The sequence below is a fragment of the Bradyrhizobium sp. sBnM-33 genome (genome assembly GCF_032917945.1).
GTDB lineage: Bacteria > Pseudomonadota > Alphaproteobacteria > Rhizobiales > Xanthobacteraceae > Bradyrhizobium.
Genome location: NZ_CP136624.1, coordinates 7,938,982 through 7,961,623 on the forward strand (window position 1 = coordinate 7,938,982; position 22,642 = coordinate 7,961,623).

At 62.4% G+C, this 22,642-nt stretch carries 23 protein-coding genes; 13 read left to right on the forward strand and 10 right to left on the reverse strand.

Annotated elements, in window-relative coordinates; all coding sequences use genetic code 11:
• Positions 1-31: 31 nt before the first annotated feature.
• Positions 32-1,081 carry a glycosyltransferase family 4 protein gene (locus RX328_RS37195; RefSeq protein ID WP_213248321.1) on the forward strand — a complete coding sequence of 350 codons (1,050 nt, stop codon included), beginning with the start codon at positions 32-34 and terminating at the stop codon, positions 1,079-1,081.
• Positions 1,082-1,150: 69 nt separating this feature from the next.
• On the opposite strand, the gene RX328_RS37200 is transcribed toward RX328_RS37195, so the two are convergent.
• A complete protein-coding gene (locus RX328_RS37200; protein WP_213248318.1) occupies positions 1,151-2,275 on the reverse strand; it encodes a DUF2336 domain-containing protein in 1,125 nt (374 codons plus the stop codon).
• A gap of 771 nt (positions 2,276-3,046) precedes the next feature.
• Between RX328_RS37200 and RX328_RS37205 the strand changes: the two genes are divergently transcribed.
• On the forward strand, positions 3,047-3,313 hold the full coding sequence (locus RX328_RS37205) for a hypothetical protein (RefSeq protein WP_213248316.1): 267 nt from the start codon (positions 3,047-3,049) through the stop codon (positions 3,311-3,313).
• Between the two features lie 154 nt (positions 3,314-3,467).
• Here RX328_RS37205 and RX328_RS37210 read toward each other — a convergent pair whose 3' ends face one another.
• Both RX328_RS37210 and RX328_RS37215 read right to left on the reverse strand, forming a co-directional pair.
• Positions 3,468-5,078, reverse strand: a complete 1,611-nt coding sequence (locus RX328_RS37210) for a hypothetical protein (RefSeq protein WP_213248314.1) — start codon at positions 5,076-5,078, stop codon at positions 3,468-3,470.
• 37 nt (positions 5,079-5,115) lie between these two features.
• Positions 5,116-6,408, reverse strand: a complete 1,293-nt coding sequence (locus RX328_RS37215; RefSeq protein WP_213248312.1) for an adenylosuccinate synthase — start codon at positions 6,406-6,408, stop codon at positions 5,116-5,118.
• 346 nt (positions 6,409-6,754) lie between these two features.
• Here RX328_RS37215 and ybaK point away from each other — a divergent pair, with 346 nt between their 5' ends.
• Positions 6,755-7,228: a Cys-tRNA(Pro) deacylase gene (ybaK, locus tag RX328_RS37220; protein ID WP_213248310.1), complete on the forward strand. Its 474-nt coding sequence runs from the start codon at positions 6,755-6,757 to the stop codon at positions 7,226-7,228.
• Between the two features lie 29 nt (positions 7,229-7,257).
• Here the strand turns inward: ybaK and RX328_RS37225 are convergent, their stop codons facing one another.
• Positions 7,258-7,785 carry a hypothetical protein gene (locus RX328_RS37225; RefSeq protein ID WP_213248308.1) on the reverse strand — a complete coding sequence of 176 codons (528 nt, stop codon included), beginning with the start codon at positions 7,783-7,785 and terminating at the stop codon, positions 7,258-7,260.
• A gap of 15 nt (positions 7,786-7,800) precedes the next feature.
• On the opposite strand from RX328_RS37225, the gene RX328_RS37230 reads away from it, so the two are divergent.
• From RX328_RS37230 to RX328_RS37245, 4 genes are all read left to right on the forward strand, one after another.
• Positions 7,801-8,727, forward strand: a complete 927-nt coding sequence (locus RX328_RS37230; RefSeq protein WP_213248306.1) for a DMT family transporter — start codon at positions 7,801-7,803, stop codon at positions 8,725-8,727.
• Positions 8,728-8,829: 102 nt separating this feature from the next.
• Positions 8,830-9,645, forward strand: a complete 816-nt coding sequence (locus RX328_RS37235; protein ID WP_213248304.1) for an MlaD family protein — start codon at positions 8,830-8,832, stop codon at positions 9,643-9,645.
• A 104-nt stretch (positions 9,646-9,749) separates the two neighbouring features.
• Positions 9,750-10,904: an alpha-hydroxy acid oxidase gene (locus tag RX328_RS37240; protein ID WP_213248376.1), complete on the forward strand. Its 1,155-nt coding sequence runs from the start codon at positions 9,750-9,752 to the stop codon at positions 10,902-10,904.
• A gap of 802 nt (positions 10,905-11,706) precedes the next feature.
• Positions 11,707-11,895 carry a hypothetical protein gene (locus RX328_RS37245; RefSeq protein WP_213248303.1) on the forward strand — a complete coding sequence of 63 codons (189 nt, stop codon included), beginning with the start codon at positions 11,707-11,709 and terminating at the stop codon, positions 11,893-11,895.
• Between the two features lie 189 nt (positions 11,896-12,084).
• Here the strand turns inward: RX328_RS37245 and RX328_RS37250 are convergent, their stop codons facing one another.
• Together RX328_RS37250 and RX328_RS37255 are read right to left on the reverse strand one after the other, a co-directional pair.
• Positions 12,085-13,287, reverse strand: a complete 1,203-nt coding sequence (locus RX328_RS37250) for an alpha/beta hydrolase family esterase (protein ID WP_213248374.1) — start codon at positions 13,285-13,287, stop codon at positions 12,085-12,087.
• Positions 13,288-13,292: 5 nt separating this feature from the next.
• Positions 13,293-13,712, reverse strand: coding sequence for a CopG family transcriptional regulator (locus tag RX328_RS37255; RefSeq protein ID WP_028349427.1), 420 nt, complete (start codon positions 13,710-13,712; stop codon positions 13,293-13,295).
• A 119-nt stretch (positions 13,713-13,831) separates the two neighbouring features.
• On the opposite strand from RX328_RS37255, the gene RX328_RS37260 reads away from it, so the two are divergent.
• Both RX328_RS37260 and RX328_RS37265 read left to right on the forward strand, forming a co-directional pair.
• A complete protein-coding gene (locus RX328_RS37260) occupies positions 13,832-14,839 on the forward strand; it encodes an alpha/beta fold hydrolase (RefSeq protein WP_213248302.1) in 1,008 nt (335 codons plus the stop codon).
• 214 nt (positions 14,840-15,053) lie between these two features.
• The gene (locus tag RX328_RS37265; RefSeq protein ID WP_317258577.1) at positions 15,054-15,371 is read left to right on the forward strand and encodes a hypothetical protein; all 318 of its coding nucleotides are present in this window, start codon (positions 15,054-15,056) and stop codon (positions 15,369-15,371) included.
• A gap of 197 nt (positions 15,372-15,568) precedes the next feature.
• On the opposite strand, the gene RX328_RS37270 is transcribed toward RX328_RS37265, so the two are convergent.
• The 3 genes from RX328_RS37270 to RX328_RS37280 all read right to left on the reverse strand — a co-directional run bounded on the left by RX328_RS37270 (position 15,569) and on the right by RX328_RS37280 (position 17,875).
• Positions 15,569-16,150 (reverse strand): amino acid synthesis family protein, encoded by a 582-nt coding sequence (locus tag RX328_RS37270; protein ID WP_213248300.1) that lies wholly within the window; start codon positions 16,148-16,150, stop codon positions 15,569-15,571.
• Positions 16,147-17,013: a fumarylacetoacetate hydrolase family protein gene (locus tag RX328_RS37275; RefSeq protein ID WP_213248299.1), complete on the reverse strand. Its 867-nt coding sequence runs from the start codon at positions 17,011-17,013 to the stop codon at positions 16,147-16,149. Before RX328_RS37275 ends, RX328_RS37270 begins: the two co-directional genes overlap by 4 nt.
• Positions 17,014-17,173: 160 nt before the next feature.
• Positions 17,174-17,875 carry a GntR family transcriptional regulator gene (locus RX328_RS37280; protein WP_213248298.1) on the reverse strand — a complete coding sequence of 234 codons (702 nt, stop codon included), beginning with the start codon at positions 17,873-17,875 and terminating at the stop codon, positions 17,174-17,176.
• A 111-nt stretch (positions 17,876-17,986) separates the two neighbouring features.
• Between RX328_RS37280 and RX328_RS37285 the strand changes: the two genes are divergently transcribed.
• The 3 genes from RX328_RS37285 to RX328_RS37295 all read left to right on the forward strand — a co-directional run bounded on the left by RX328_RS37285 (position 17,987) and on the right by RX328_RS37295 (position 21,016).
• On the forward strand, positions 17,987-18,982 hold the full coding sequence (locus RX328_RS37285; protein ID WP_213248297.1) for a zinc-dependent alcohol dehydrogenase family protein: 996 nt from the start codon (positions 17,987-17,989) through the stop codon (positions 18,980-18,982).
• Positions 18,983-19,033: 51 nt separating this feature from the next.
• A complete protein-coding gene (locus RX328_RS37290) occupies positions 19,034-19,942 on the forward strand; it encodes a VOC family protein (protein WP_213248295.1) in 909 nt (302 codons plus the stop codon).
• A gap of 63 nt (positions 19,943-20,005) precedes the next feature.
• Positions 20,006-21,016 (forward strand): tripartite tricarboxylate transporter substrate binding protein, encoded by a 1,011-nt coding sequence (locus RX328_RS37295; protein ID WP_213248293.1) that lies wholly within the window; start codon positions 20,006-20,008, stop codon positions 21,014-21,016.
• Between the two features lie 177 nt (positions 21,017-21,193).
• Here the strand turns inward: RX328_RS37295 and RX328_RS37300 are convergent, their stop codons facing one another.
• Positions 21,194-21,598, reverse strand: a complete 405-nt coding sequence (locus RX328_RS37300) for a DUF1330 domain-containing protein (RefSeq protein ID WP_213248291.1) — start codon at positions 21,596-21,598, stop codon at positions 21,194-21,196.
• Between the two features lie 100 nt (positions 21,599-21,698).
• On the opposite strand from RX328_RS37300, the gene RX328_RS37305 reads away from it, so the two are divergent.
• Positions 21,699-22,634 carry a DMT family transporter gene (locus RX328_RS37305; RefSeq protein WP_213248289.1) on the forward strand — a complete coding sequence of 312 codons (936 nt, stop codon included), beginning with the start codon at positions 21,699-21,701 and terminating at the stop codon, positions 22,632-22,634.
• The last annotated feature ends 8 nt before the right edge of the window (positions 22,635-22,642 follow it).

The following is a 22,642-nucleotide window of genomic DNA, read 5'->3' on the forward strand; positions in this document are numbered from 1 at the left end:
TAAGCCCCGGCATCTCGATGGTGAATAGCCGATGCGGATTGCCCAGATAGCGCCTCTGGCCGAAAGCGTTCCTCCCAAGCTTTACGGCGGCACCGAGCGTGTAGTGGCTTGGCTGATCGATGAGCTGATGAGCCTCGGGCATGAGGTGACGCTGTTTGCGAGTGGCGATTCGGGGACCGCCGCCGAGCTCCATGCCGTCTGGCCGCGGGCGCTTCGCCTCGGCCGCCCGCGAACGGACCCGATGGTGGCGCAGGCGGCGCTGTTGGAGGCGGTCGCGCGCCGCGCGACCGAATTCGACGTCATTCACGCGCATATCGATTGGCTGCATCTGCCACTGCTGAGCCGGCTTGGCGTCCCGTTTCTGACCACCTGCCATGGGCGCATGGACCTGCCTGGCTTTGCGGATGTTATCCGTCACTTTCCCGACGCGCCGTTCGTTTCGATATCGGACAATCAGCGCACGCCCTTAAGTGACGCCAACTGGATCGGCACCATCTATCATGGCCTGCCGGCCGACCTGTTTCGGCCGTCGTTTGAGGCCGGCTCCTACCTTGCCTTCCTGGGCCGGCTGACGGCGGAGAAAGGACCGGAAGCCGCCATCCGGATCGCGCGCGCCGCCAAGATGCCGCTTCGTATCGCCGCAAAGGTGCCGCGCGGGGATAGAAGCTACTTCAAGGAACAACTCGAGCCGCAAATCGATGGCGAGCAGGTCCAGCTCACCGGTGAGGTCAATGATGACGCGAAGCGGCAGTTTCTGGCGGGCGCTGCGGCGCTATTGTTTCCGATTGATTGGCCAGAACCGTTCGGGCTGGTCATGATCGAGGCCATGGCATGCGGAACGCCCGTCATCGCGTTCAAATCAGGCTCCGTGCCCGAAGTCATCGACAACGGCATCACCGGCTTTGTCGTAGCGGACGAAGCAGAAGCGGTCGAAGCGATCGGAAGGCTCTCCGAACTCGATCGAAGCCAGGTGCGCGGGCATTTCGAAAAGAGGTTTACCGCCAGGCGTATGGCGCAAGAATATCTTCGCCACTACGCGGCACTGGCTCGCGACCGCGCCAATGAAGCCATTCCGGCATGATGGCGGTACTGGTGGATGTGGACGAGCCACATGCGGACCTCGCCGTTCGCCGTGCGTAAGCAGATTGGCTTACCTTCTGCCGGCAGCCGCTACAGCCGCCACAGGCTCGTTATTCTTTGCAAGGATCCGGTCGGAGCCGAAACGAATGGTCCACTGCGCCACCGACAGCAGTAGCGATTCGTAGATCGCCACGCATTGCTCGAGTTCCCGGTCGGTGGATGGCGGACAGTTCGGACGGTTGCGGACGATCATCGTCGTCGTCGACCAGCTCAGCCGGGCGGCCTTGCACGCGACGATCAGGCCATATACCCGGTCGGGCTCGAGCAAGGGTTCGATGGCCTCGATCTTGACGTCGGCCTTCAGGGCGAGCGCTGCGATGACGTGGGTGTATTCACCCCTTACCGCAAACCGGTTCACGATCGAATCGTTGAGCTGGCCCGTGCGATTGAGCGCCACGACTTTGCTTTGCACTTGGGTATAATCATTCGCCTTCCGGGCCGCGTCTCCCGGTCCGCCGCCCGCCGCAGCAGAACCTTTGTTTTTCTCCCGCGCAACAGGTCGCGACGCCGTCAAGAACCGCGCGCGGACCACGTCGGCAACTCTGCCCAGAAGCTCCCGAAGCAGGCTGCCGGGAATGTCCAATCGAAGCCCGAGCTTTTCCGCCAGGACTTCGTCACGCTCGGCCCGCCCTACCAGCGTCGCGTAGCCGCATTCGGAGAAACGCGCGCCGGCGTTGCGCGCGAGCGCGTTGGAGACGTGGACATCGCCAAATCGCATCAGCGTGTCGGTGAGTGCCTCATTGAGGATCTTTCTCTCCGATATTGCCAGTAAATGCTGTTGGCTGCGGCTTTGGACAATTTCAAGAAGGTCGGCTTCCAACAGGCAGTTGGAACGTCTGAGAACCGGCGCCGCCAGTAAGTGGTTTTCGTGAAATGCAAGCTTGCGGATGGTCTGGCGCGGGGCGCGGTCGATGGTGGAAAGGGCCTCGCTGAGCTGGACCACGGTTTTCGCGTCCACCCGCTCGATCAGGTGGGCGAGAACGCCATCGACCGCAGCGATCTGCGATTCACCGAGACGATCAACATTGGACAGGAATAGGTCCGTCACCTCGCCGAAAATCCGGGCGTCGTGCTCGGGTCCCTCCTTTTCGGCGCCCTTCAATTCCGCGCGCAGGCTCGACGGTGCGGCAGGCATAGCTATGCCGCCTCGCGCCGGATCGTGCCGGGTCGCCGCATCAGCTTACGCTCCACCGCACGGATGGCCGGCATCTTCGTGAATCCATCGGCAGCAGCATGAACGCGCATTTGAGTGCCATTCGACAGGCTAGTCTCGGCGGCCTTTTCACTTCAACGACAGCAATGAGGCGGGTGCGAGCAATAGCCGCCGATCATACTCAGCCTTCCCTAACGGGTGGTTGTTCCGGAACGCTGATTTTGCGCATTTCTACGGAGTTTTGGGAGGTGAAGGCGGCCAGCCGTCTGGCGGGCGTTCGGGCCGAACAACATCGGCTTTGGGGAGCCCTCACTGGATGACCGAAATCATGGCTGCCGCGTCATGAACGGGTGGCCCCGAATAACATTTCGGGACGCACGCCCGTTCGCTGGCCTGTTCGATCACGGCTGAGACGGCGTTCGGAAGGCGCGCGCCTGTTCCTTCTCCGGAACCATCGAGCTGACATCAGAAACGCAGCGTCAAAACCGAGTTGTCTCACTTCTGCGCTTCGATCGACGTGGCGCGCACGCAACAGTCCAGGAAGTGTTGGCGCGAGCCATTGCAGCTTCGCAGCATTGGCGCATAATTCGCGTGGGGCCGCGCAGCACTTTTCGATTCGGACATCGGCAGAAATCGAGCAACCACACCGGGTGAGTTCCCGGTGATGGACGACGCGTGCGGCAGCGCAAACCGCGTGCAGCGCCCCCAATGAACAGCGGCCAGCACCGCACGCAACCCTTGGGGAACGGCTCAATGACTATTTATCGTACAAGCAAGATCGCACTTCTCTTCGGCATCGCCTTTGCGGCGACGGCACTTTCCGCACGCCCGAGCCTCGCCTTCTCGGAGGCGCAGCAGATGTGCACCGGCGACGCCATGCGGTTCTGCGGCCATGAAGTGCCCAACGTCCAGCGAATCACCGCCTGCATGGTCAGACACCGCGCGCAACTCAGTCCGGGCTGCCGTGCCGTGATGGAGCGCGGCCACGCCGCACGGAGGCGAGCCGCCGCCGCCGAGTGACCGGTCGCTTTAATTGACGGCGAATGCAAAGCGGCCTCAGCGGGAGCAATGCTGAGGCCGTTTCACGTTGGACTCTTTGGCTACGCCGCGACGATCGATTTCCTGGCGTAACGAAGATCAGCTCAAGAGCGCATTTCTCTTGAGCTCGTTACAGCTATTCCCCCCACAGCGCGAATGCGTCGTTGAACGCGCGTTCGCCCGGGGAGCCCTTTTCGATCGCGATGATGGCGCGGCGCTGGTTGACGTAGACCAGCGGCACGTCGAACCAGGAGCGCTCCTTGAGGAGCTGCAAATTGCGGGCGCGGTCGGAATCGACGTTGGAGAGGCCGACCAGGAAGAAGCCGTCGGTGACCTTCACGGCGAGGCCTGCCAGCGGCGTGCCGCGCGCCTGCTCGTTGGACTTCATCAAAATGCCAGGCACGTTGCCGACGCCGCCGCCGGAAAAATCCTGCGGCAGGATGAACGTCAATTCCGCGGTGTGGCTTGCCGGCAGCGAGGTATCGGTGTTGCGGCGGAATGACATCGTCATCTTGAACTTGCGGTCGGGAATCTCGATGTCGGCGCGCACGGCCACGTCGGGCTTCTGGTTGCCGCTCGCCTTGATCGGTTCGGTGCGCCAGATCACCGAGCCGACATATTGCTTGCCCTTGGGATCGGACGGATCCTCGTCATACAGCACGACGCGCTGCGCAACCGGCGCCACGTTCTCGCTCGACGACGGCTGGCCCACGCGGTCGGGAATCTTCGGGCGCGACTGCGGCGCGGCCGGGTCCTTCGGCGCTTCCACGACGGATGAGGATTTGAACAGGCCGCTCACGGCTGTGACGACCTGCTTGCCCCACAGGATGCCGGCGCCGACCAGAATGAGCACGATGCCGACCGCAATCGCGCTCTTGAACGGAAACGCGGCGCCCACGCGGGCGGGCTTTTTCGGGAGATCGCGATCCTGCGAGAGCCGCGGACGATCGCGCAGCGGCGGCTGCGACGCGTAACGGTCGGCCTCCGCCTGCGATTCGTCATACGAATAGGGCACCTCGGGATCGGCGCCGCGGTCTTCCATGCTCGGCTCGAGCCGGTCGAATTCCGGCGAGGGCGACGGTACGTTGGCATAGGTCTTCCGCGCGTTGCGGTTGGCTTGCGCCGCGGCACGGCCAAGATCGTCGGCGTCGGCTGCGATGTCACGGAAGCCGCGCATGCCCGGCGGCTGTGGCGGCGTCGGCGGTGCGCCGTTGTCCGGGCCGCGGCGGGCGCCGCCGCGCTCGCGGATCGGCGGCGGAGGAGCGCCATCCTGCGTCGGAATCTGCGGCGGCTGCGACGGACGCGGCGCGCCGGGCGGCGGCGCATCGGCGCGCAGATTGCGCGGCGGGCGTGGCTCATCCTGGCCAAGCGGCGGACGGGCCTCGCGCGACGGGGCTTGAGAAGGCGGACGCGGGCGCGGCGCACCCGGCGGCGGTGCCGCAGAAGCGGATGCCGCTTCCGCCGGGCGGGCATTGGCGCGGCGGAAGGCATCGCCGCCGCGCGCAGCCCCGGGCCGCGAAGCCTCGCGGGCGCGCTGGGCGGCTTCCGATTCGACCTTGCGCACGGCCTCTTCCAGCGACAGCCGCTCGCGTGTGATTTCGGATTCAGAAAGCGGCGGCTGAACACTGCGCAACTGCGCGATCAGCGCGGTACGCGCCCGCTCATAGAGCGCACGGCGGCTCTCGCCTGGAGCATTGGGGTCCAGGCCGGCGATAGCGCGTGCGATCAGCGGATAATAATCAGCCATTTCTCTTCAATACTGCCGCCCCTGCCGTAACATCCCGTTAAGCCTCAAACGGGTTCTGTACCAGGATAGTATCCTCGCGTTCGGGGCTGGTGGAAAGCAACGCGATCGGACAACCCACGAGTTCCTCGACCCGGCGAACATATTTGATGGCCTGGGCCGGCAGATCCGCCCAGGACCGGGCATTGGCGGTCGGCTCTTTCCAGCCCTCGATGGTTTCGTAGACCGGCACCACCCGGGCCTGGGCGCCCTCGCCCGCCGGCAGATGGTCGATTTCCTTGCCGTCCAGCATATAGCCGGTGCAGACCTCGATGGTGTCGAAGCCGTCGAGAATATCGAGCTTTGTAAGCGCCAGACCCGTGATGCCGCAAGTGCGGACTGTCTGCCGCACCAAGGCAGCGTCGAACCAGCCGCAGCGGCGCGGGCGGCCGGTGTTGGTGCCGAACTCGCGGCCCCGCTCGCCGATCTTGCGGCCGATCTCGTTGTCCTGCTCGGTTGGGAACGGGCCTTGGCCAACCCGCGTCGTATAGGCCTTGCAGATGCCGAGCACATAGCCGACCGCGCTCGGGCCCATGCCGGTACCGGTCGCGGCCTGTGCGGCCACCGTGTTGGACGAGGTGACATAGGGATAGGTGCCGTGATCGACATCAAGCAGCGCACCCTGCGCGCCCTCGAACAGGATGCGCTTGCCCTCACGGCGCTTGATATCCAGCAGCCGCCACACCGTCTCCGCATACGGCAACAGTTTTGGCGCCAGCGCGGTAAGCTCTTTCAGAATGCCCTTGCCGTCGATCTCCTCGAGATTGAGCCCGCGGCGCAGCGCATTGTGATGCGCCAACAGCCGATCGATCTTGTGCGACAGCGTGTCGAGGTCGGCGAGGTCCATCAGGCGAATCGCGCGGCGGCCGACCTTGTCCTCATAGGCCGGACCGATGCCGCGGCGCGTGGTGCCGATCGCGGTGGCCGTATTGGCGGATTCGCGCAACGCGTCGAGCTCGCGGTGCAGCGGCAGGATCAGCGTGACGTTCTCGGCAATGCGCAGGTTTTCCGGACTGATGGCGACGCCCTGCCCCTTCAGTCTTGCAACTTCATCGAGGAAGGCCTGCGGATCGAACACCACGCCGTTGCCGATCACGGCAAGCTTCGAGGGCCGCAGCACGCCGGACGGCAGCAGGGCGAGCTTGTAGGTCTCACCGTTGATGACGAGCGTATGGCCGGCATTATGGCCGCCCTGGAAGCGCACGACGATATCCGCCTGCTCCGACAACCAGTCGACGATCTTGCCCTTCCCCTCGTCGCCCCATTGGGCGCCGACGACGACAACATTGGCCATTTTTAAGGTGTTCCCCGCAAATCTCTTGGTTCCAGCATGACGTTTCCAGAAAACCGGTAGCCACTTTTCCAGGTCATGCGTTTCGTTGGCGCATGACCTGATCGGAAAACGGGTAGCCATTTTTCCGGGTCATGCGATAGCTTGCCCAGCCAAAATCACGGCCGGGGCCGTTCGCGTGCAAGGCAGCCCCACCGGATAAAGGAAGCGGGTGCTCTAGGCAAGCAAGAAGGCAGCTTTAAGGGGGCCTTAGAACGGCTCCAACCCCTTGATATCCCCGTAAAATCCTGGCCATCCCGGCCTTGCGCGGGCGATAGGCGCATTAACATCCGGCAATGATGAAAAGGCTATGTCCAAAACCACCCGTGCGACGCTAGCACTGGAAAAACTCGGCGTGAAATTCGCCCTGCACGCCTACGACTACGACCCGGATGCAGCGAGCATCGGGCTGCAGGCGGCGGAAGCGCTCGGCGTGCTGCCCGCGCGCGTGCTGAAGACGCTGATGGCCGAGGTCGATGGCAAACCGGTCTGTGCCGTGGTGCCATCGGACTGCGAGGTCAGCATGAAAAAGCTCGCGGCCGCCTTCAGCGCCAAGTCGGCGAAGATGATGCGGCCGGCGGATGCCGAACGGCTGACCGGCTACCATGTCGGCGGCATCTCGCCGTTCGGACAGAAGAAGCGCGTGCCGGTCGCGATCGAAGAAGCCGCGCTCGGCCATACCAGCGTGTTCCTCAATGGCGGCCAGCGCGGCCTGCAGATCGAACTCGATCCCAACGACGCCGTGAAGGCTGCGGGCGCGATCACACGGGCGCTCGTGGCGTGAGCGGCCTCGCTGCGGCGGAGTGCTATATCCTATTTGGTGAGTTTGGGCTGCGTCTGCGCCCATAGCATCGCCTCGATGATGGCCCCGCGCAGTTTCGGGCGCTGCTCTTCATCGCATTCGATGAACGCCAGAATGGAATTGGCGCGAACGGCAAACTGGTGACGTGTTTCGGCTTCGGCTTCTTCGGCCGACATCGGCTTGTTCAAGGAATGACCTATCATCTGCAAAAATTCGATGTCACCGACAGGCGAAACGCTTGAGAGCAGACTCGCCTGCAAATCGTGGTCCCAACGATCGAACCAACGCCCAATACTGAAAGTAGTCCGGAATAACTCACTGCATGTGCCCGCAAAACAAACCAGGGTTGGGTCACATGAATCAATCGTCCTTTGATTGCATACTTGCCTGCCCGCTGGCAACCCCAAACAGCCGGCAAGGCGGGCTGCATGGTCGCGATGCATCTTGCACCATTGATGAGCGGCGCAAATCGGTGTCTGTGACAAGGGCCGGGCCACATTCCGGCCCGGCGTCGATCGCCAGGCGGGCCGCGGCGCCATGAACCGGTCCTTCGAATGTCGGCTACCGAACAGACTTCACCCGCACGATCCGGGAACTGGCTCGCCAACCAGCCTTATCTGCTGCTCAGCATCACCGCGCTGTGCTGGGCCGGCAACGCCATCGTCGGGCGCCTGGCTGCCGGCCATATTCCGCCGGTGACGCTGTCGTTCCTGCGTTGGTCGTTCGCGTTCCTGATCATCCTGCCGTTTGCCTGGAAGCATCTCGTTAACGACTGGGCTGCGATCCGCGGCCGGCTCGGCATCATGGTCGTGCTCTCCGTCACCGGCATCAGCGCCTTCAACACGCTGCAATACTGGGCGCTTGAGCACACCCAGGCGCTGAATACGCTGTTGTTGCAGTCGGCCGGACCGCTGGTGGTCGCGGTGTGGTCGCTGGTGCTGCTCGGGGTGCGCTTGACGCTGGCGCAGGCCGCCGGTGTTCTGCTCTCGATGGCCGGCGTGATCATCATCCTGATGCATGGCGACCTCACCAAGCTATCCGGCATCGACTTCAACATCGGCGACCTGATCTTCCTTGTGGCGCTCGCGATCTTCGGTATCTATTCGGTGCTGTCGCTGAAGCGGCCCGCGATCCACGGCCTGTCGTTCGTCGCCTTCACCTTCGGCGCCGGCGCGGCCTGCCTGATCCCGCTGTTCATCTGGGAACTGTTCGCGCGGCCGCTGATGCAGATCGATGCGGCGAACCTGCTGACGCTCGCCTACGTCGCGCTGTTTCCCTCGACGATCGCCTATCTCTGCTTCAATCGCGGCGTGCAACTGATCGGCGCCAACCGCGCAGCACCCTTCTTTCACGTGGTGCCGGTGTTTGGCACCGTCATGTCAATCATCTTCCTCGGCGAGCACCCGCAGGCGTTCCACTTCTTGGGCTTTGCGCTGGTGCTGACGGGGGTGTTTGTCGCGTCACGGAAGCAGACGGGCTGACGTTTCCCTCTGCCCGCAGGCGGGGCCGAGGTTGAGGGACTCGCGGTGACTTGCTCGACCAAATCCGCTATCTCTTGAACCGGCTTTACTTAGGCATTTTCGATGAAGGTTCGCGCCAGCAATCTGATGATCGGCACGCTCGTCCTGGCCCTGATCGGGGGATCGCTGGGCGGGTTTCTTGGCTATCAGAAGTTCGTCAGCGCCAAACAGAAGGTGCCGTTCCGCGTGGTCTTCGAGGGCTCGGCCTCCGGCCTCCGCAACGGCGGCAGCGTGAATTTCGCCGGCATCCGGGTCGGCGAAGTGGTGTCGCTGAAACTCGACCATCCGCGCCGCGTGGTCGCGCTCGCCATGATCGACGGCACCACGCCGGTGAAGAGCGACACCCAGGTCGGCCTTGAATTTCAGGGGCTCACGGGAATCGCCGCGATCTCGTTCACCGGCGGCTCCGATGAGGCGCCGCCGCCAGCAAAGGGACCCGACGGCATTCCAGAGCTCACCGCCGATCCGGAAGGCACACTCAACACCCAGCAAAAAATCCGCGTGGCGCTGCGCAACGTCGATCGCGTGATCGCCGACAACGAGGTGGCGATCAAGGATACTTTGCGGAATTTCGAGACGTTCACCGCCTCGCTCTCAAACAATGGAGCGAAAATCACGTCCATCATCGCAACCGCCGAATCCGGCATCGGCGCGGTCGACGGCGCAATGGATAAGACAAAGGATTTCCTCGGCAGCCTCGCCAGCGACAAATACGGCGGCGAGCTGCTGCCGACCGTGATTTCGCTGCGCGACCTGATTGAAAGTTTCGACAAGAAGTCCGGGCGGGTGATCGCCGAGACGCGAAAAATGCTCGGCGACGTCAGCGATTCCGTCAACAAGGCCGGCCAGAAATTTGGCGGACCGCCTCCCCGGCGCTAACCCGCCTTTCCGACAACAACCAAGAAAATGGAACGCCCGACGTGCTCGACAAATCTCCGGCCGTAACTGCGCCGCCTCCGACCGTGACCCGCACCGAGAGCGCGGTGCCGCGGGCTCTGCAGAAATATCTCTCGCTCGATGATTTCGAGCCGGTGGCGCGGCGGCGGATTCCGAAATTTCTCTACGGCTATATTTCCGGCGGCGCCGAGACTGACGCCGCCATGCGCGACAATCGCAAGGCCTTCGACGAATACGGCTTCGTGCCGCGCGTGCTCAACGACGTCTCCGGCCGCGACCAGACTACGACGCTGTTCGGCAACACCTATGCCGCGCCGTTCGGTATTCCCCCGATGGGTTCCTCGGCGCTGTGCCCTTATCGCGGCGACATCGTGCTGACGCAGGCGGCAAAGGCCGAGAACGTGCCGATGATCTTGAGCGCCTCGTCGCTGATCACGCTGGAGGATGTACGCGCCGCCAATCAGGCTGCGTGGTATCAGGCCTATCTCGCAGGCTTGCCGGAGCGGATCGAACCGCTGGTCGATCGCGTGGCGGCGGCCGGCTACGACACTTTCGTCGTCACCGCCGACGTGCCGGTGCCGCCCAACCGCGAGAACAACATCCGCAACGGCTTTCAGGTGCCGCTCGCGATCACGCCGCGCGTGTTCTGGGACACGGTCACCCATCCGCACTGGCTGTTCGGCACCTGGGCGCGCACCGTGATCAACCACGGCATGCCGCATTTCGAGAACATGGACGCGCAGCGCGGCCCGCCGGTGCTGGCGAAGAATCTGATGCGCAACATCGGCGCCCGCGACCAGCTCGCCTGGAAGCATGTCGAGTTGATCCGCAAGCGGTGGAAGGGCAAGCTCGTCGTCAAGGGGCTGGTCTCGCCGACGGATGCCAGAATCGCGCGCGAGAGCGGCGTCGACGGCGTGATGCTCTCCAACCATGGCGGCCGCCAGCTCGACTACACGATGTCCGGCCTGCGCACGCTGTCGGAGATCGCGGCCGAAGCGAAGGGCATGACTGTGATGGTCGACGGCGGCATCCGGCGCGGCACCGATGTGATCAAGGCGCTGGCGCTCGGCGCGCATTTCGTCTGGGTCGGCCGTCCCTTCCTCTATGCCGCGATCGCCGGCGGGCAAGCCGGCGTGCAGCGCGCGATCACGCTTCTGAAAGCCGAGATCGACCGCGACCTCGCGCTATTAGGCATCCGCTCGATCAGCGAGATTACGCCGGATCTGGTGCGGAAATTCTAGCCCGATTCTGATCCAAGGGCGTGAATAACCCATAAATTCAGACTGGTCAGTGGACGTCCGCTTAGGTGCGCATTCCGGACTCAAGTCAGACATCACCGCCGGTCCGGAAAGTGCCCAGAAGCAGACCTAGCGCTCTCGCACATTCACTATGGGTCGAGCGCAAATGCCGGCCCAGTCGACATCGAGCCGGAGCACAAACGGGCCCGGCTACTCTGGCTCAAGCCATGGACACCGAAGCGGCGCGAGCGCTACCGGAAGCGAGGCCAAGCAAGAAGAAGATTATGCCGCTTTCCGTGATCACACGCGCGGCGCGGAAAGGTCGAATTTAGCGCAGAGCGCATTAGGCGATCCGCAGCAATAATATAACTGCCGATTATCTTCTTTGGAACGGCCAATCGCGAGACGCGTTTCGCGGGATAGCTCGGTGCTGTTCCCACAGACAGCCCATACCCATGTAGATGAAGGGGGAAAGAACTGCAGATGACACCCTCGTCCCAAACCGACGCGGAGAGGTTCCGTAAGGAAGCTGAGGAATGCCGTAAGCTGGCGGAGAAGGCCATGAGCCCTCTGGATAAGGAGGCTTGGGTGCGCCTTGCCGAGGATTGGCTGAAGCTTGCGCAAGAGGCGGAACGGGGCACCAGGTTTGGCCGGACGAGATGATCCGGCTTACGTCACGGACAAGGCAGGCTTTACACCTTAACATTTGATTTGGTGGACGACGGTCTCTTCTCGATAGGATCGAGATCGAGGCGACGATTTCTTACGACTGGCTAGCAAGGACCTGTCGTCAGGAGAAATCGCGATGACCGTCAAAGAGCTCATAGTTCGACTGCAGGCGCTTCCCAACCAGGATGCGCTTGTAATTTTTGCAAGCGGCAATGCAAACGAGTGGCTGGTAGTCACTGGCATCGTTGAGCGCGGTATTTCACGGTCACCTGCAAACCCGGATTTTGTTGTACCAGGCAACGATCCTGGCGTGGAGATCATCTAGCCGCTTCTCCTTCCAATGAAACACGGAAGAGGCAGCCCTGAGTACTCGGCCACGGAGGTCCAGCTAACAAGTCCAACCACACCGCTAAGTCCTGTAACACTGTCTGCTCTGGGTATGTCCGCCTTGCCTCAATGAGCTGACACGTCAGCTCGACCCGTCATTTCCGAAAGTGCCGCGAACGGGCTGACCCTAACCTGATCGCTGTGGGAGCGAATGCTCGAGGAAAAAACGCAGCATTTCCCTTGCTGCGTCCGGTCCTTTCGGATCAGTGTAGGAACCGGCAGGATTGCCTCCGGACCATGCGTGACCAGCTCCGTGGATATCCCAGTGCTCCAATATTCCGCGCCCATTCGCGTCGCTAAGGATCGTGCGGGTATAGGCATGCCCTCCAGGTACCTGGCCGCGAACAACCTTCTTTTGCAGGTTCATCGCTCTCACAGACTGCGCAAGAATTTGATCGCTGTTGTTGGGATGCACGGTAGTGTCGCAATCGCCGTGAAAAACAATAGTTGGAACAGGTGGTCCATCACATAAAGTAACGCTGTGACTGGCTCCGCCACCTTGTCGCATGGCGACCAACGCAGATGGAAGGTCAATGGCGGCCCCGCAGGCAAGGCCAGAATGTACGCCGATCGCTGCGTACAGATCCTTATAGGTAATTCCCATGATCGCAGCAGCGGCAGCTCCGGCCGATAGTCCACCAACATAGACACGATTGGGGTCGATCGAAAAGTCGCGCATGACTTGGCGAGTGATGCCCGCGATAAGCGAGGGTTCACCTTTGCCCCGCTGCTGGTCGGCTGGGCGAAACCAATTCCAGCATTTCGCCTGGTTTGCCTCGCTGCGCTGGGCCGGATAGACCACGAAGCAAGATTGTTCTTCAGCGATGAAGTTCATCCTCGTACCGGCGGCGAAATCGTCCGGGGATTGAGTGCAGCCGTGTAGCATCACGATCAAAGGAAGCGATTGGTCCTGATAGCGGCTGGGGATGAAAAGCTTGTAGGCACGGCTTCCCGCCGGATTGCGGTAGGTTCCTTCGATGAACCTTGTGCCGTGAGGCACGATATCCGACGGGGAAAGCGGCTTGCGCTCAATCACAGTTCGCAAGTTGAACCCAGGGCGCTGCCTTGTGCGATCGAGAAACTCGCGGAGCATGCGAGGTTCAGCGAATGGAGGCCGCGCCAGGTCCGGGCTATCGTTCTCCTCAATAGCATTGGCCTTCGCGTCAATCATCGACGGCTCTTGTCCAATAAATGCGGGATGACCGATGCGCGATTCCGGGTCTGGCGCGCTTTCGTCGCGCAGCATGCGTTGAAGGAGCGCGGTGGCCTCCACGAGTCGGCCAGCGCGCGTGAGGCGTGTGGCTTCGCCAACTATGTCCTGTCTGAGCATCGCGTTCACCGTGTTCTATCGACGAGGGCGGCCTTGACCGCCGGACTGGCCTGCAAAGCGCCTAGGACGCAGACCGAAGCAATTGCGGCGCGAGCAAGCTCGGGCGTGACATCTTGAGCGATACTGGCAAGGCCCAAAACGTTGATGTGCAGCATTTCCCCGGCTCGCCGCGCCGCTTCGAGATCCTCTCGGCTGAAGTGCCTCAGACCCAGATCCAAACTTTTTCGGGTCGTTGACTGTTTGACGACGTCCGCGTGACGTTCCAGCTGGTTGCGGATTGCCGTTCGAATGAAATCGGTACGGTTCGAGTAGAAACCTTCCTGAACCATCAAGTCGACCTGACCAAGATCGACATAGCCGAGATTGATCGTGATTTTTTCGCTTTCCGGGGGCTTTGGCCGGAGTTCGCGGACGTTGCTCGTCATGGCCTAGCTCCATCCTGGTGCCATCTAGTTGGATGGTATATGGATGTTAAGGCGGCCTGTCAACGGGACGGAACGCTAATGGGTCTCTAATTTGAAGTGCATCCCGGGGGCGCGAGACGATGTTTCCGATTTTCTCGGTTACCGACGCCTTTAGAAGGGCAGTTGGCGAAATGCTGGAAAGTGCGGGCTACGGGCCGCATGAAACGGCATGGGACCGCGTTGCGCATCCCGATTTCCGACTACGCCGCTACGCACAGTCGGCGGCGAACCCTTCGTCAGCCTTGATTGTACCCGCCCCGATCAAGCGGGCCTACATATTCGACCTCTTGCCGGACGTGAGCGTGGTGCGGTGTCTCATCCAGGCGGGATTCGCCGTCTACCTGTACGAATGGCCAGAGGAACAGGATGGCAAGTCGGACCTTGAATCCAGCATACGCTCACTCAGCCTTGCAGCTGAAATGATCGCGACCGAGCATCGCGGCCCATCCATCCTCGTTGGGCACTCTCTTGGTGGGACCCTTGCCGCGATCACCGCGGCTATTGAGCCGCACCTGGTCAGCAAACTCGTGCTTGTTGAAGCTCCCCTAAAATTCGGCGAACAGACCGGAGCGCTAGGGCCGATTGTGCTGTCTTCGCCAACAGCGCCGCTCGGTGCTGTTCCAGGAAGTCTGCTCGATCTGGCGAGCGTTGTCGCGGCACCGGAAGAATTCGTTATCGGGCGTTATAGCGATAGCTGCACAAGCTTGCTGGATCCGGAAGCGCTGGCAATCCATGTTGCCGTCATTCGCTGGAGTCTGGACGAGTTCGCGCCCAGCGGCCCACTGATCCGAGATGTAATCCAGCTGCTCTACCGTGAAGACCGATTCGCGCGCAACGAGCTTCATTTGTTTGGGCGGGATGCCCGATCCGACTCGCTGGCCAAAATACCCGTCGCGGCAATTGTCGATCATGCAAGCCGAGTGGTCCCATCCTTGTCCGTCTTAGGAGCGTTGAAGAACCCTTCGATATTTTCGTATGAGCGAGAAATCGGAGTGGCGCTTCAGCACGTGGGACCACTTGTGGGCAGGCAGGCGCATCGAAAAATCTGGCCTAAGGTAATTGATTGGATGCGCGGGCGCCAACGGTGACGCCGACCTAAGGGCAAATTGTCGATTGCCGCTTCGCTTAGACAGCGGACGTCGCTCAGGATCAACGTCAGGTCGGCTTGGTGCCAAACCCGAAAATCGCGCCCAATCGCTCAAGCTTGATAATTCTGTTCAGATGCCCCTTAACCTGTTTGGGCTAGTAATCGGCAAATAAGAGGCCGCCAACTGAGGCGGCCTTGCGTTAGAAGATACACTCATGTTGGTTGCTGACCTTGTGTTCTGGCCAGCCGTCGCATTTCTTGCCGGCTGCAACCTTTATTTTGGACCTCGCATCAGGAGCGCTCGCATGGCTATGCAGTGGAGGCTCGACGGCGAGCCAACTTGGTACGCACCCAATGCAGTGGGGCTTTGGGGCATGGTGGCGTTCGCCCTTTCAGTTCGATTGCTGATTTGGGTCGCCTCAACTTACGCTCCGGAAAAGGTTCACGGCGCTGAAATAGGTTTGCTGCTGTTCTCAGTCATCGTGGCTGTGGTCCATGTGCTGACGCTTAAAAGAGCCGCGCGAGCAAACTAGGCACCGCTCAATTCTAGCCCGCGATGCCCAGGGCGGGATGGGGCAGCCTCAAACGTTATTCAACTCGAATGTCCGTTCGAGGTCATTCGCGTCGATTTTGGCGATCCGCAACATGTCCGGTCAGTGCGCGATCTCAGAAATTCCGGCTGTCCGGTTTTGTCGGATGAAGGCATCGGTTGGGCGAGAAAACGCTACGCTCATCGTTGCCCGTCGTGGACTGAGATCGCGTTGACCGAGAGGCCGCCGATGCGCGCGTGCGTCCGTCCGCCGGTTGCCATGACGAGCCCGAACACGATCTCGTCACCCCGCGGCGCGTCCCAGATCGTCATCTCGGCGGTGCCGAAATGGCTGCGGACGTAGGCCGCCTCGATGTGGCCGAGCGGGACCATCAGCCGCGTGCCGATCGCGCCGACGGTGTTGGCCGCAGGCACGATCGCCTTGGCCTGCGAAATCACTTCGCGGATCGCAGCACCGCCCGCCTCGTGCCAGACTGCGCCGTGCTCGAGCTCGCCGTCGCCGCCGACGATCGCGCCCTTGCCATAGGCTTCGATGGCATCCTTGCCGCCCAGCCGCTCGCACAGCGTGCGCGCCAGTTGCCGGCCAAGGTCGCGCAAGCCGGCCTGAAACGGCATTAGGTCCGGCTCATAGCGGCCGGCATAGGGATTGTTGATGACGGCGAGCGCAGTGCCGATCAGAAGCGGCTGCGGCCGACGCGGGCCGCGTTCGTGCCAGACTTCCTCGATCGAGACCTGCGTCTTCCTGATATCGTACACTGTCACTGCGCGGCCTCATCGACCACGGGGTTACGCAGCACGCCGATCTTCTCCACCTCGACCTCGACGACGTCGCCCGGCACCAGGAACATCGGCGGCTTGCGCGTGAAGCCGACACCGGCCGGCGTGCCGGTGGCGATGACGTCGCCCGGCATCAGGTCGAAGATCTCGGAGGCGTAATTGATCAGCCGCGGAATCGAGAAGATCAGGAACGAGGTGTCCGACTTCTGTACCGTCTTGCCGTTGAGGCGGGTCTCAAGCTTCAGCTTGGTCGGATCGGGCAACTCGTCCGTCGTCACCATCCACGGCCCGAACGGCCCGGTGCCGACGAAATTCTTGCCGGCGGCGATCTGCTGCGCATGCATCTGATAGTCGCGCACGCTGACGTCATTGTAGATCGAATAGCCGGCGACATGGGCCATGGCATCGGCCTCCGAGATACAGCGGCCGGGCTTGCCGATGATGACGGCGAGTTCGCCTTCCCAATCGAGATGCGTCGACACTTTCGGCCGGATCACCGGCGCGTCGTGCCCGACCTGGGAACGCCAGACCCGCAGGAAGATCGGCGGAAACGCGGTGATCTCGCGCTTCATGCCGTGGGCAACGGCCTCCTGGTGATGGTCAAGATAGTTGCGGACGGCGCAGACGATCTTTTCGGGACGCGGGATCACCGGAAGATATTTGACGTCGGCTAGCTTCAGGTCCGGCTTGTGGCCGGCCACGATGCTATCGCGCCTCTCGAAATCGGAGCTTGCGATGAAGTCCTGCAGCGTGGCGTGGGGCAGCTTGCTGCCGAGGTCGACCACGCCGTCGCCGACGATCGCTCCCCAGGTCTCCTTGCCATTGTTCAGAAATGAAAGCAGCCGCATGGGACGGTATATCCTTCTCGGTTGGACGGGCTGATGGACTGGAATTTCGTCAAGAGCTACTATTTTCGAAAATTGCGCCTAACGCAACCGAAATCGATCCCCTGGATGGCGTCCGCCGAGCAGCTTGTGGGGAGAGACGGCCGACGCCGGCTGCAGGTAATCAGCCGGCGCTGATCACGCCGGAGGCGTATTTGGCGACGTTGTCGGACGTGGTCTGGATATGGCTCGCGATCAAGGCGCACGCCTGATCGGCGTTGCGTCCGATCGCGGCCTGCATCAACGCGCGATGCTCGCCGACCTTGTCGCGCGGGTGCGGCCTGAACATGGCCGATAGATTGCGGTAGCGCTCGGCGCGGTCGAACAGCGAGTTGCGCACGGCAAGCAGCGTCGGCGATCCCGATGCCGAGACCAGCGCCTCGTGGAACTGGCGGTGCGCCGCCTTCCATTCGGCATTGCTTGCATAATCTTCCGGGGCCCGCTCCTCGATCTTGGCGAGCCGGTGAAGTGACGAGATAACCCTTATTTCCCAGTCGTCATTGCCCTTTTCAATCGAGCGTCGCATCAGATCGACCTCGATCAGGATGCGGGCATGCGTCAGGTCGTGCAGATCCTCAATCGTCACCGGCGCGACCTTGTAGCCACGCTGCTCTTCGGCGACGACGAGCCCCTCCGCCACCAGCAACGTCAAGGCTTCGCGCAGCGTCGTGAAGCTGGCGCCAAACGACAGGCGCAGCGCATCGAACTTCAGCGATTCATTCGGCTTGAGCTGGCAGGTGACGATCTCGTTTCGCAGCCGGTGGGCGATATCGGAGGCGAGCGTCTTGCCGAATTCCTTGCGCGCCTTGAGGGCTATCGTTGTCATTGATTCTCTCGCGACCCCATGGCCCGCGATCCTAGCCAAAAAGAAACCCGTTGCAATAATTTTCGTAATCGGCAATATTTTCGAAAATAGGTGTTAAGGGAGGACGGCCGGATGAAGGCTGTACTGGTGCATCGCCCTGGGGGCCCGGAGGCGCTCGACTATGTCGAGGTGCCAATGCCGACGCTGGGCGAGCGGGACGTTCTGATCCGCGCCCAGGCCTTCGGCATCGGCCAGCCCGACAAGCTGATCCGCAGCGGCGTCTACAAGTGGATGCCGCCGCTGCCGGCCAATCCCGGCAATGATGTCGCCGGGATCCTGGAAGCCGTGGGTGCGCAGGTGAGCGGGCTCACCGTCGGCCAGCGGGTGCTCCTAAGCGCGCGCGACCTCGCCCAGCGCGGCGGCTGCTACGCCGAATATGTCGCGGCCCCGGCTGACGCCGTGCATGTGCTGCCGGACAATGTTGCGTTCGAGGACGCGGTTTGCTTGCCGAACTACCAGGTCGCCTGGGCGCTGCTGCACAATTGCGGCTCCGCTACGCCGCCCCACTCGGCCCTCGTCATCGGCGCGGCCGGCGGTGTCGGGACGTCGCTGGTGCAGCTCGCGAAAATCGCCGGGATGAAGGTGATCGGCACCGTCTCTACGCCGGAGAAGGCCGCCTTTGCGCGAAAGATGGGCGCAGATGAGATCATCTATTATCGTAACGAGGACGTCGTCGCCCGGACACGCGCGCTGACCGGCGGACGCGGCGTCAGCCTGGTGCTCGATCACGTCTGCGGCCCGGAATTCTATTCCTATCTCGGCGCGCTCGATAAATGGGGCACCATCGTTTCCTACAACGCGTTTGCCGGACTGCCGACGGAAGGCCTGATGGGCGAGATGCGGAAGTATCTCGATATCTGCCCCGCGATCCGCTGCTTCTCCTTTCACATCTACGACGACGACCGCGAAGGCCGGCGCGAGATCATGCGCAAGGTGATCGGCTATCTCGCCGAGGGCGCCATCCGCCCGTCGATCTTCAAGCGCTTCAAGCTCTCCCAAGTTCGCGCCGCGCATGAACTGCTCGATTCCGGTGCGGCGTTCGGCAAGATCGTGATGACCCCGGATTGAGAGCCGCGCGATGCCTTCAATCCAAGCCATGCGAGTTCAAGAGGTCACGAGATGATCAACGTCAAACGGCTGCGACACGTCACTTTCATCAGTCCAAACATCGAGGCGCAGCTCGACTACTATCAGTCCATCATCGGGCTCGGCGTCATCCAGCGCAGCGACGGCCGAATCCTGCTCGGCACCGAGTCCGACGAGTTGACGCTGGTTCTCGAACGCGGCGCGGTCTCGCAACTGACATCCATCGCCTATGAAGTGGCGCCCAACCTCGATCCGGCCGACCTGCAGAAATCGCTGGCAAGCCTCGGCATCAAATCGGAGATCAGGAGCGACACGGCGCCGGGAATAGCGAAGGCGCTCGTCTTCGACGATCCGGACGGGCACCGGATCGAATTGTTCTCCAGATGGGAGTTCTGCAAGGCCATCGAGCCGATCCGGGGCCTCGCTGTCGCCAAGCTCGGTCACGTCGCGCTCCACACGCCCGATCCCGAGCGGGCCGCCAAATTCTTCGGCGACGTTCTCGGCTTCCGCGTCTCCGATCGCATCGAGGAAAATTTCGTATTCATGCGCTGCGGCCCCGAACACCACGCGATGAATTTTGCTCGCGGCACCGACGGCCGTCTGCATCATCTCGCCTTCGAGCTGCGCGACGCCTCACACATGCATCAGGCCTGTGACCTGCTCGGCCGCAACAAGTTTCAGATTCTCTGGGGACCGGTGCGGCATGGACCCGGCCACAACGTCGCGGTCTATCATTACAACCCCGACGGCTACCTGATCGAGCTCTATTACAGCATGGATCTGATGCTCGACGAAGAGCTCGGCTATTTCGAGCCGCGTCCCTGGCACCACGATCGTCCGCAGCGGCCGAAGACCTGGATCGGGTTGCCGCGCGACGTCTGGGGCGTCGGCCCGGCCAAGGAAGCAACCGAATTTTCTCCAGCGATGCGCGGCGTGAAGTAATCGCGCCGCGTCACCACCAGCCGGAGCCGACGTTCAAAAAACAAAACACGGGGGATGAAACAGATGGCTCGATCGTTGAACGTCCTGCACGGACGGTTGCTTGCCCTGCGCTGCTGCATCGCTGCCGCAGCGCTCAGCCTGGCCTGCTTGGCCCCTTCCATCGCCGCCGCGCAGATCTATCCCAACCGGCCGATCAGGCTGCTGCACGGCTTTGCGGCCGGCGGCGCCGCCGACACCATGGCGCGCATCGTCTCTGAAGGGCTCGCGAAGCGGCTGGGACAGCCGGTGGTGGTGGAAGCCAAGCCGGGCGCCGGCGGCAATCTCGCTGCGGATTCCGTCGCCAAATCGGCGCCGGACGGCTACACGATCGGCCTCGTCACGGGGGCACATGCGATCTCGGGCGCCCTGTACAGGCAGCTCGCCTATAGCCCGATCGACAGTTTCGAGATGCTGTCGACGATGGTCTATTACGCGCTGGTCATCGCAGTTCGCGCCGACCATCAGGCGAAGACGCTGGTGGACCTGATTGCGATGGCGAAAGCCAAGCCCGATGCCCTGAGCTACGGCTCGGTCGGCTTCGGCAGCACGCATCATCTCGCGGGCGAGCTGTTGAACGTCACCGCCGGCACCAAGATGGTGCACGTCCCCTATCGCGGTGACTCACTAACCGCCACCTCCCTGCTTGCCGGAGACGTTCCCGTGATCGTCGGGACAACCGTGCTGCTCGCCGGCCAGATCGAGAGCGGCGCCATTCGCGGCCTCGCCGTCACCTCGCCCACGCGCACCAAGCTGCTGCCGAACGTGCCGTCCGTGCAGGAGGCCGGCGTCGCGGGTTTCGACGTCCGTACCTGGGCGGGGCTGGTGGCTCCGAAGGGCACGCCGCCCGATATCGTGAAGCGCCTGAACACGGAGATCCAGTCGATGCTGGCCGACCCCGCAACGAAGGCGGCGTTGGAGACGGCAACTGGCGGCGAAGCCCGCGGCAGCACGCCGGACGAAATGCGCACGCTCGTGTCGTCGGAAATCAACAAATGGTCGAAGGTCATCAACGACGCCGGCATTCCGCGCATCTGAAGGGATACGCTAGGCCCGGCAGATAGCTCTGAGCACTGCGCCCTCAGCGACCAGACTGTCGTCACCCGCGAAGGCGGGTGACCCAGTATTCCAGAGACCTCAGATGGTGCCGAGCGGCCGCAGCGTACTGGATGCCCCGCCTTCGCGGGGCATGACGGAGGAGTTGGTCGCGCGCGCTCACGATCCCACCTTGAACTTGCTGTAGGCTTCCTTGGTCGCGATGATCACGTGCTCGGCGCAGCCGTTCGTGCGGTGCGGGTCGCAGTACTGCTCATAGTCTTTCGAGGTCATCATGTCGATGAAGGCCGTCACTGTCGGATAATACACCAGCGCCAGATAATCCCATTGATTACCAGCTTCCATCCCGAGCGCCACCGTCTTGGCATCGCCAGTCCATAGCAGCGTGCCGCCGCGTGCCTTGATCATCGGCACGGTAAGCGCGCTGTAGCGGAGATACGCGTCCCAGCCTGATCCGTCGCCGTCGAGCGAGCGCTCGCGGAACCGCATCAGGTTCACCATCACCACCGGCGCCTGCTGATCGAGCTCCTGCAGGCCCCTCACGTTCAACAATTCGACACCCATCGACGGCACCTCCCGACATGAGCCAGTTCAGGACATTGTAGCATTGCATGCACGGGACTTGTCGCGTGACGGAAAATCCGGCCCTATCGAGCCCGCGACCATGACCGACCCCGCACCAGCGCCGCCCGCCTTCCATCCGGCCTGGTGGCTGAACAACCAGCCTTATCTGCTGTTGAGCCTGACCTCGCTGTTCTGGGCCGGCAACATCGTGCTGGCGCGTCATGTCGCCGGCCATGTGCCGCCATTGACGCTGTCCTGCGTCCGCTGGATCGGCACCTTTCTGATCCTGCTGCCGTTTGCCTGGCCGCACCTGAAGCGGGACTGGCCGGTGCTGCGCGCGCATCTGCCGATGATGCTGTTCCTGTCGCTGGTCGGATTCGCCTACAACAACGCGATCTCCTACTGGGCTCTGCAATATACCGAGGCGCTGAACGCGCTTCTGATCCAGTCGGCGGGACCACTGTTCGTCGCGCTGTGGTCGCTGGCGCTGTTCGGCGTCCGTCTGACCGGCGCGCAGCTTGCCGGCATCACGATCTCGCTCGCCGGCGTCCTGACCATCATCCTGCGGGGCGATTTTGGCGCGCTCGCCAACATCCGCTTCAACCGCGGCGACCTGATGTTTGCGAGCTCCCTGGTGTCGTTCGGACTGTATTCGGCGCTGATCCCGCGCCGCCCGGTGACGCATGCGCTGTCGCTGATTTCATTCACCACCTGCTGCGGCGCGCTGATGCTGGTGCCGTTCTCGATCTGGGAATTTTCGACTGGCGCCACCTTGAAGTTCGACATGATCTCGATGGCGACGCTCGGCTATGCCGTGATCTTTCCCTCGACGCTGGCGTATCTGTTCTTCAATCGAGGCCTGGCGCTGATCGGCCCCAATCGTGCCGCCCCCTTTTTCCATCTGGTGCCGGTGTTCGGCTCGGCGATGGCGATCCTGCTGCTCGGCGAGCAGTTGCGGTTATTCCACCTGGTGGGCTATGCGCTGGTGCTGGCCGGCGTCGTGATCGCCTCGCGGCGGGCCTCGGCCAAGACGTAAACTCTCCT

Bases quoted from the DNA above. Each gene is read 5' to 3' on its own strand.
- RX328_RS37245 (WP_213248303.1), top strand. From the start codon at position 11,707: ATGACCGTCAAAGAGCTCATAGTTCGACTGCAGGCGCTTCCCAACCAG.
- RX328_RS37260 (WP_213248302.1), top strand. From the start codon at position 13,832: ATGTTTCCGATTTTCTCGGTTACCGACGCCTTTAGAAGGGCAGTTGGC.
- RX328_RS37295 (WP_213248293.1), top strand. From the start codon at position 20,006: ATGGCTCGATCGTTGAACGTCCTGCACGGACGGTTGCTTGCCCTGCGC.
- RX328_RS37195 (WP_213248321.1), top strand. From the start codon at position 32: ATGCGGATTGCCCAGATAGCGCCTCTGGCCGAAAGCGTTCCTCCCAAG.
- RX328_RS37205 (WP_213248316.1), top strand. From the start codon at position 3,047: ATGACTATTTATCGTACAAGCAAGATCGCACTTCTCTTCGGCATCGCC.
- RX328_RS37200 (WP_213248318.1), bottom strand. From the start codon at position 2,275: ATGCCTGCCGCACCGTCGAGCCTGCGCGCGGAATTGAAGGGCGCCGAA.
- RX328_RS37290 (WP_213248295.1), top strand. From the start codon at position 19,034: ATGATCAACGTCAAACGGCTGCGACACGTCACTTTCATCAGTCCAAAC.
- RX328_RS37210 (WP_213248314.1), bottom strand. From the start codon at position 5,078: ATGGCTGATTATTATCCGCTGATCGCACGCGCTATCGCCGGCCTGGAC.
- RX328_RS37280 (WP_213248298.1), bottom strand. From the start codon at position 17,875: ATGACAACGATAGCCCTCAAGGCGCGCAAGGAATTCGGCAAGACGCTC.
- RX328_RS37275 (WP_213248299.1), bottom strand. From the start codon at position 17,013: ATGCGGCTGCTTTCATTTCTGAACAATGGCAAGGAGACCTGGGGAGCG.
- RX328_RS37215 (WP_213248312.1), bottom strand. From the start codon at position 6,408: ATGGCCAATGTTGTCGTCGTCGGCGCCCAATGGGGCGACGAGGGGAAG.
- RX328_RS37305 (WP_213248289.1), top strand. From the start codon at position 21,699: ATGACCGACCCCGCACCAGCGCCGCCCGCCTTCCATCCGGCCTGGTGG.
- RX328_RS37225 (WP_213248308.1), bottom strand. From the start codon at position 7,785: ATGGCGCCGCGGCCCGCCTGGCGATCGACGCCGGGCCGGAATGTGGCC.
- RX328_RS37300 (WP_213248291.1), bottom strand. From the start codon at position 21,598: ATGGGTGTCGAATTGTTGAACGTGAGGGGCCTGCAGGAGCTCGATCAG.
- RX328_RS37230 (WP_213248306.1), top strand. From the start codon at position 7,801: ATGTCGGCTACCGAACAGACTTCACCCGCACGATCCGGGAACTGGCTC.
- RX328_RS37250 (WP_213248374.1), bottom strand. From the start codon at position 13,287: ATGCTCAGACAGGACATAGTTGGCGAAGCCACACGCCTCACGCGCGCT.
- RX328_RS37235 (WP_213248304.1), top strand. From the start codon at position 8,830: ATGAAGGTTCGCGCCAGCAATCTGATGATCGGCACGCTCGTCCTGGCC.
- RX328_RS37265 (WP_317258577.1), top strand. From the start codon at position 15,054: ATGTTGGTTGCTGACCTTGTGTTCTGGCCAGCCGTCGCATTTCTTGCC.
- ybaK (WP_213248310.1), top strand. From the start codon at position 6,755: ATGTCCAAAACCACCCGTGCGACGCTAGCACTGGAAAAACTCGGCGTG.
- RX328_RS37285 (WP_213248297.1), top strand. From the start codon at position 17,987: ATGAAGGCTGTACTGGTGCATCGCCCTGGGGGCCCGGAGGCGCTCGAC.
- RX328_RS37255 (WP_028349427.1), bottom strand. From the start codon at position 13,712: ATGACGAGCAACGTCCGCGAACTCCGGCCAAAGCCCCCGGAAAGCGAA.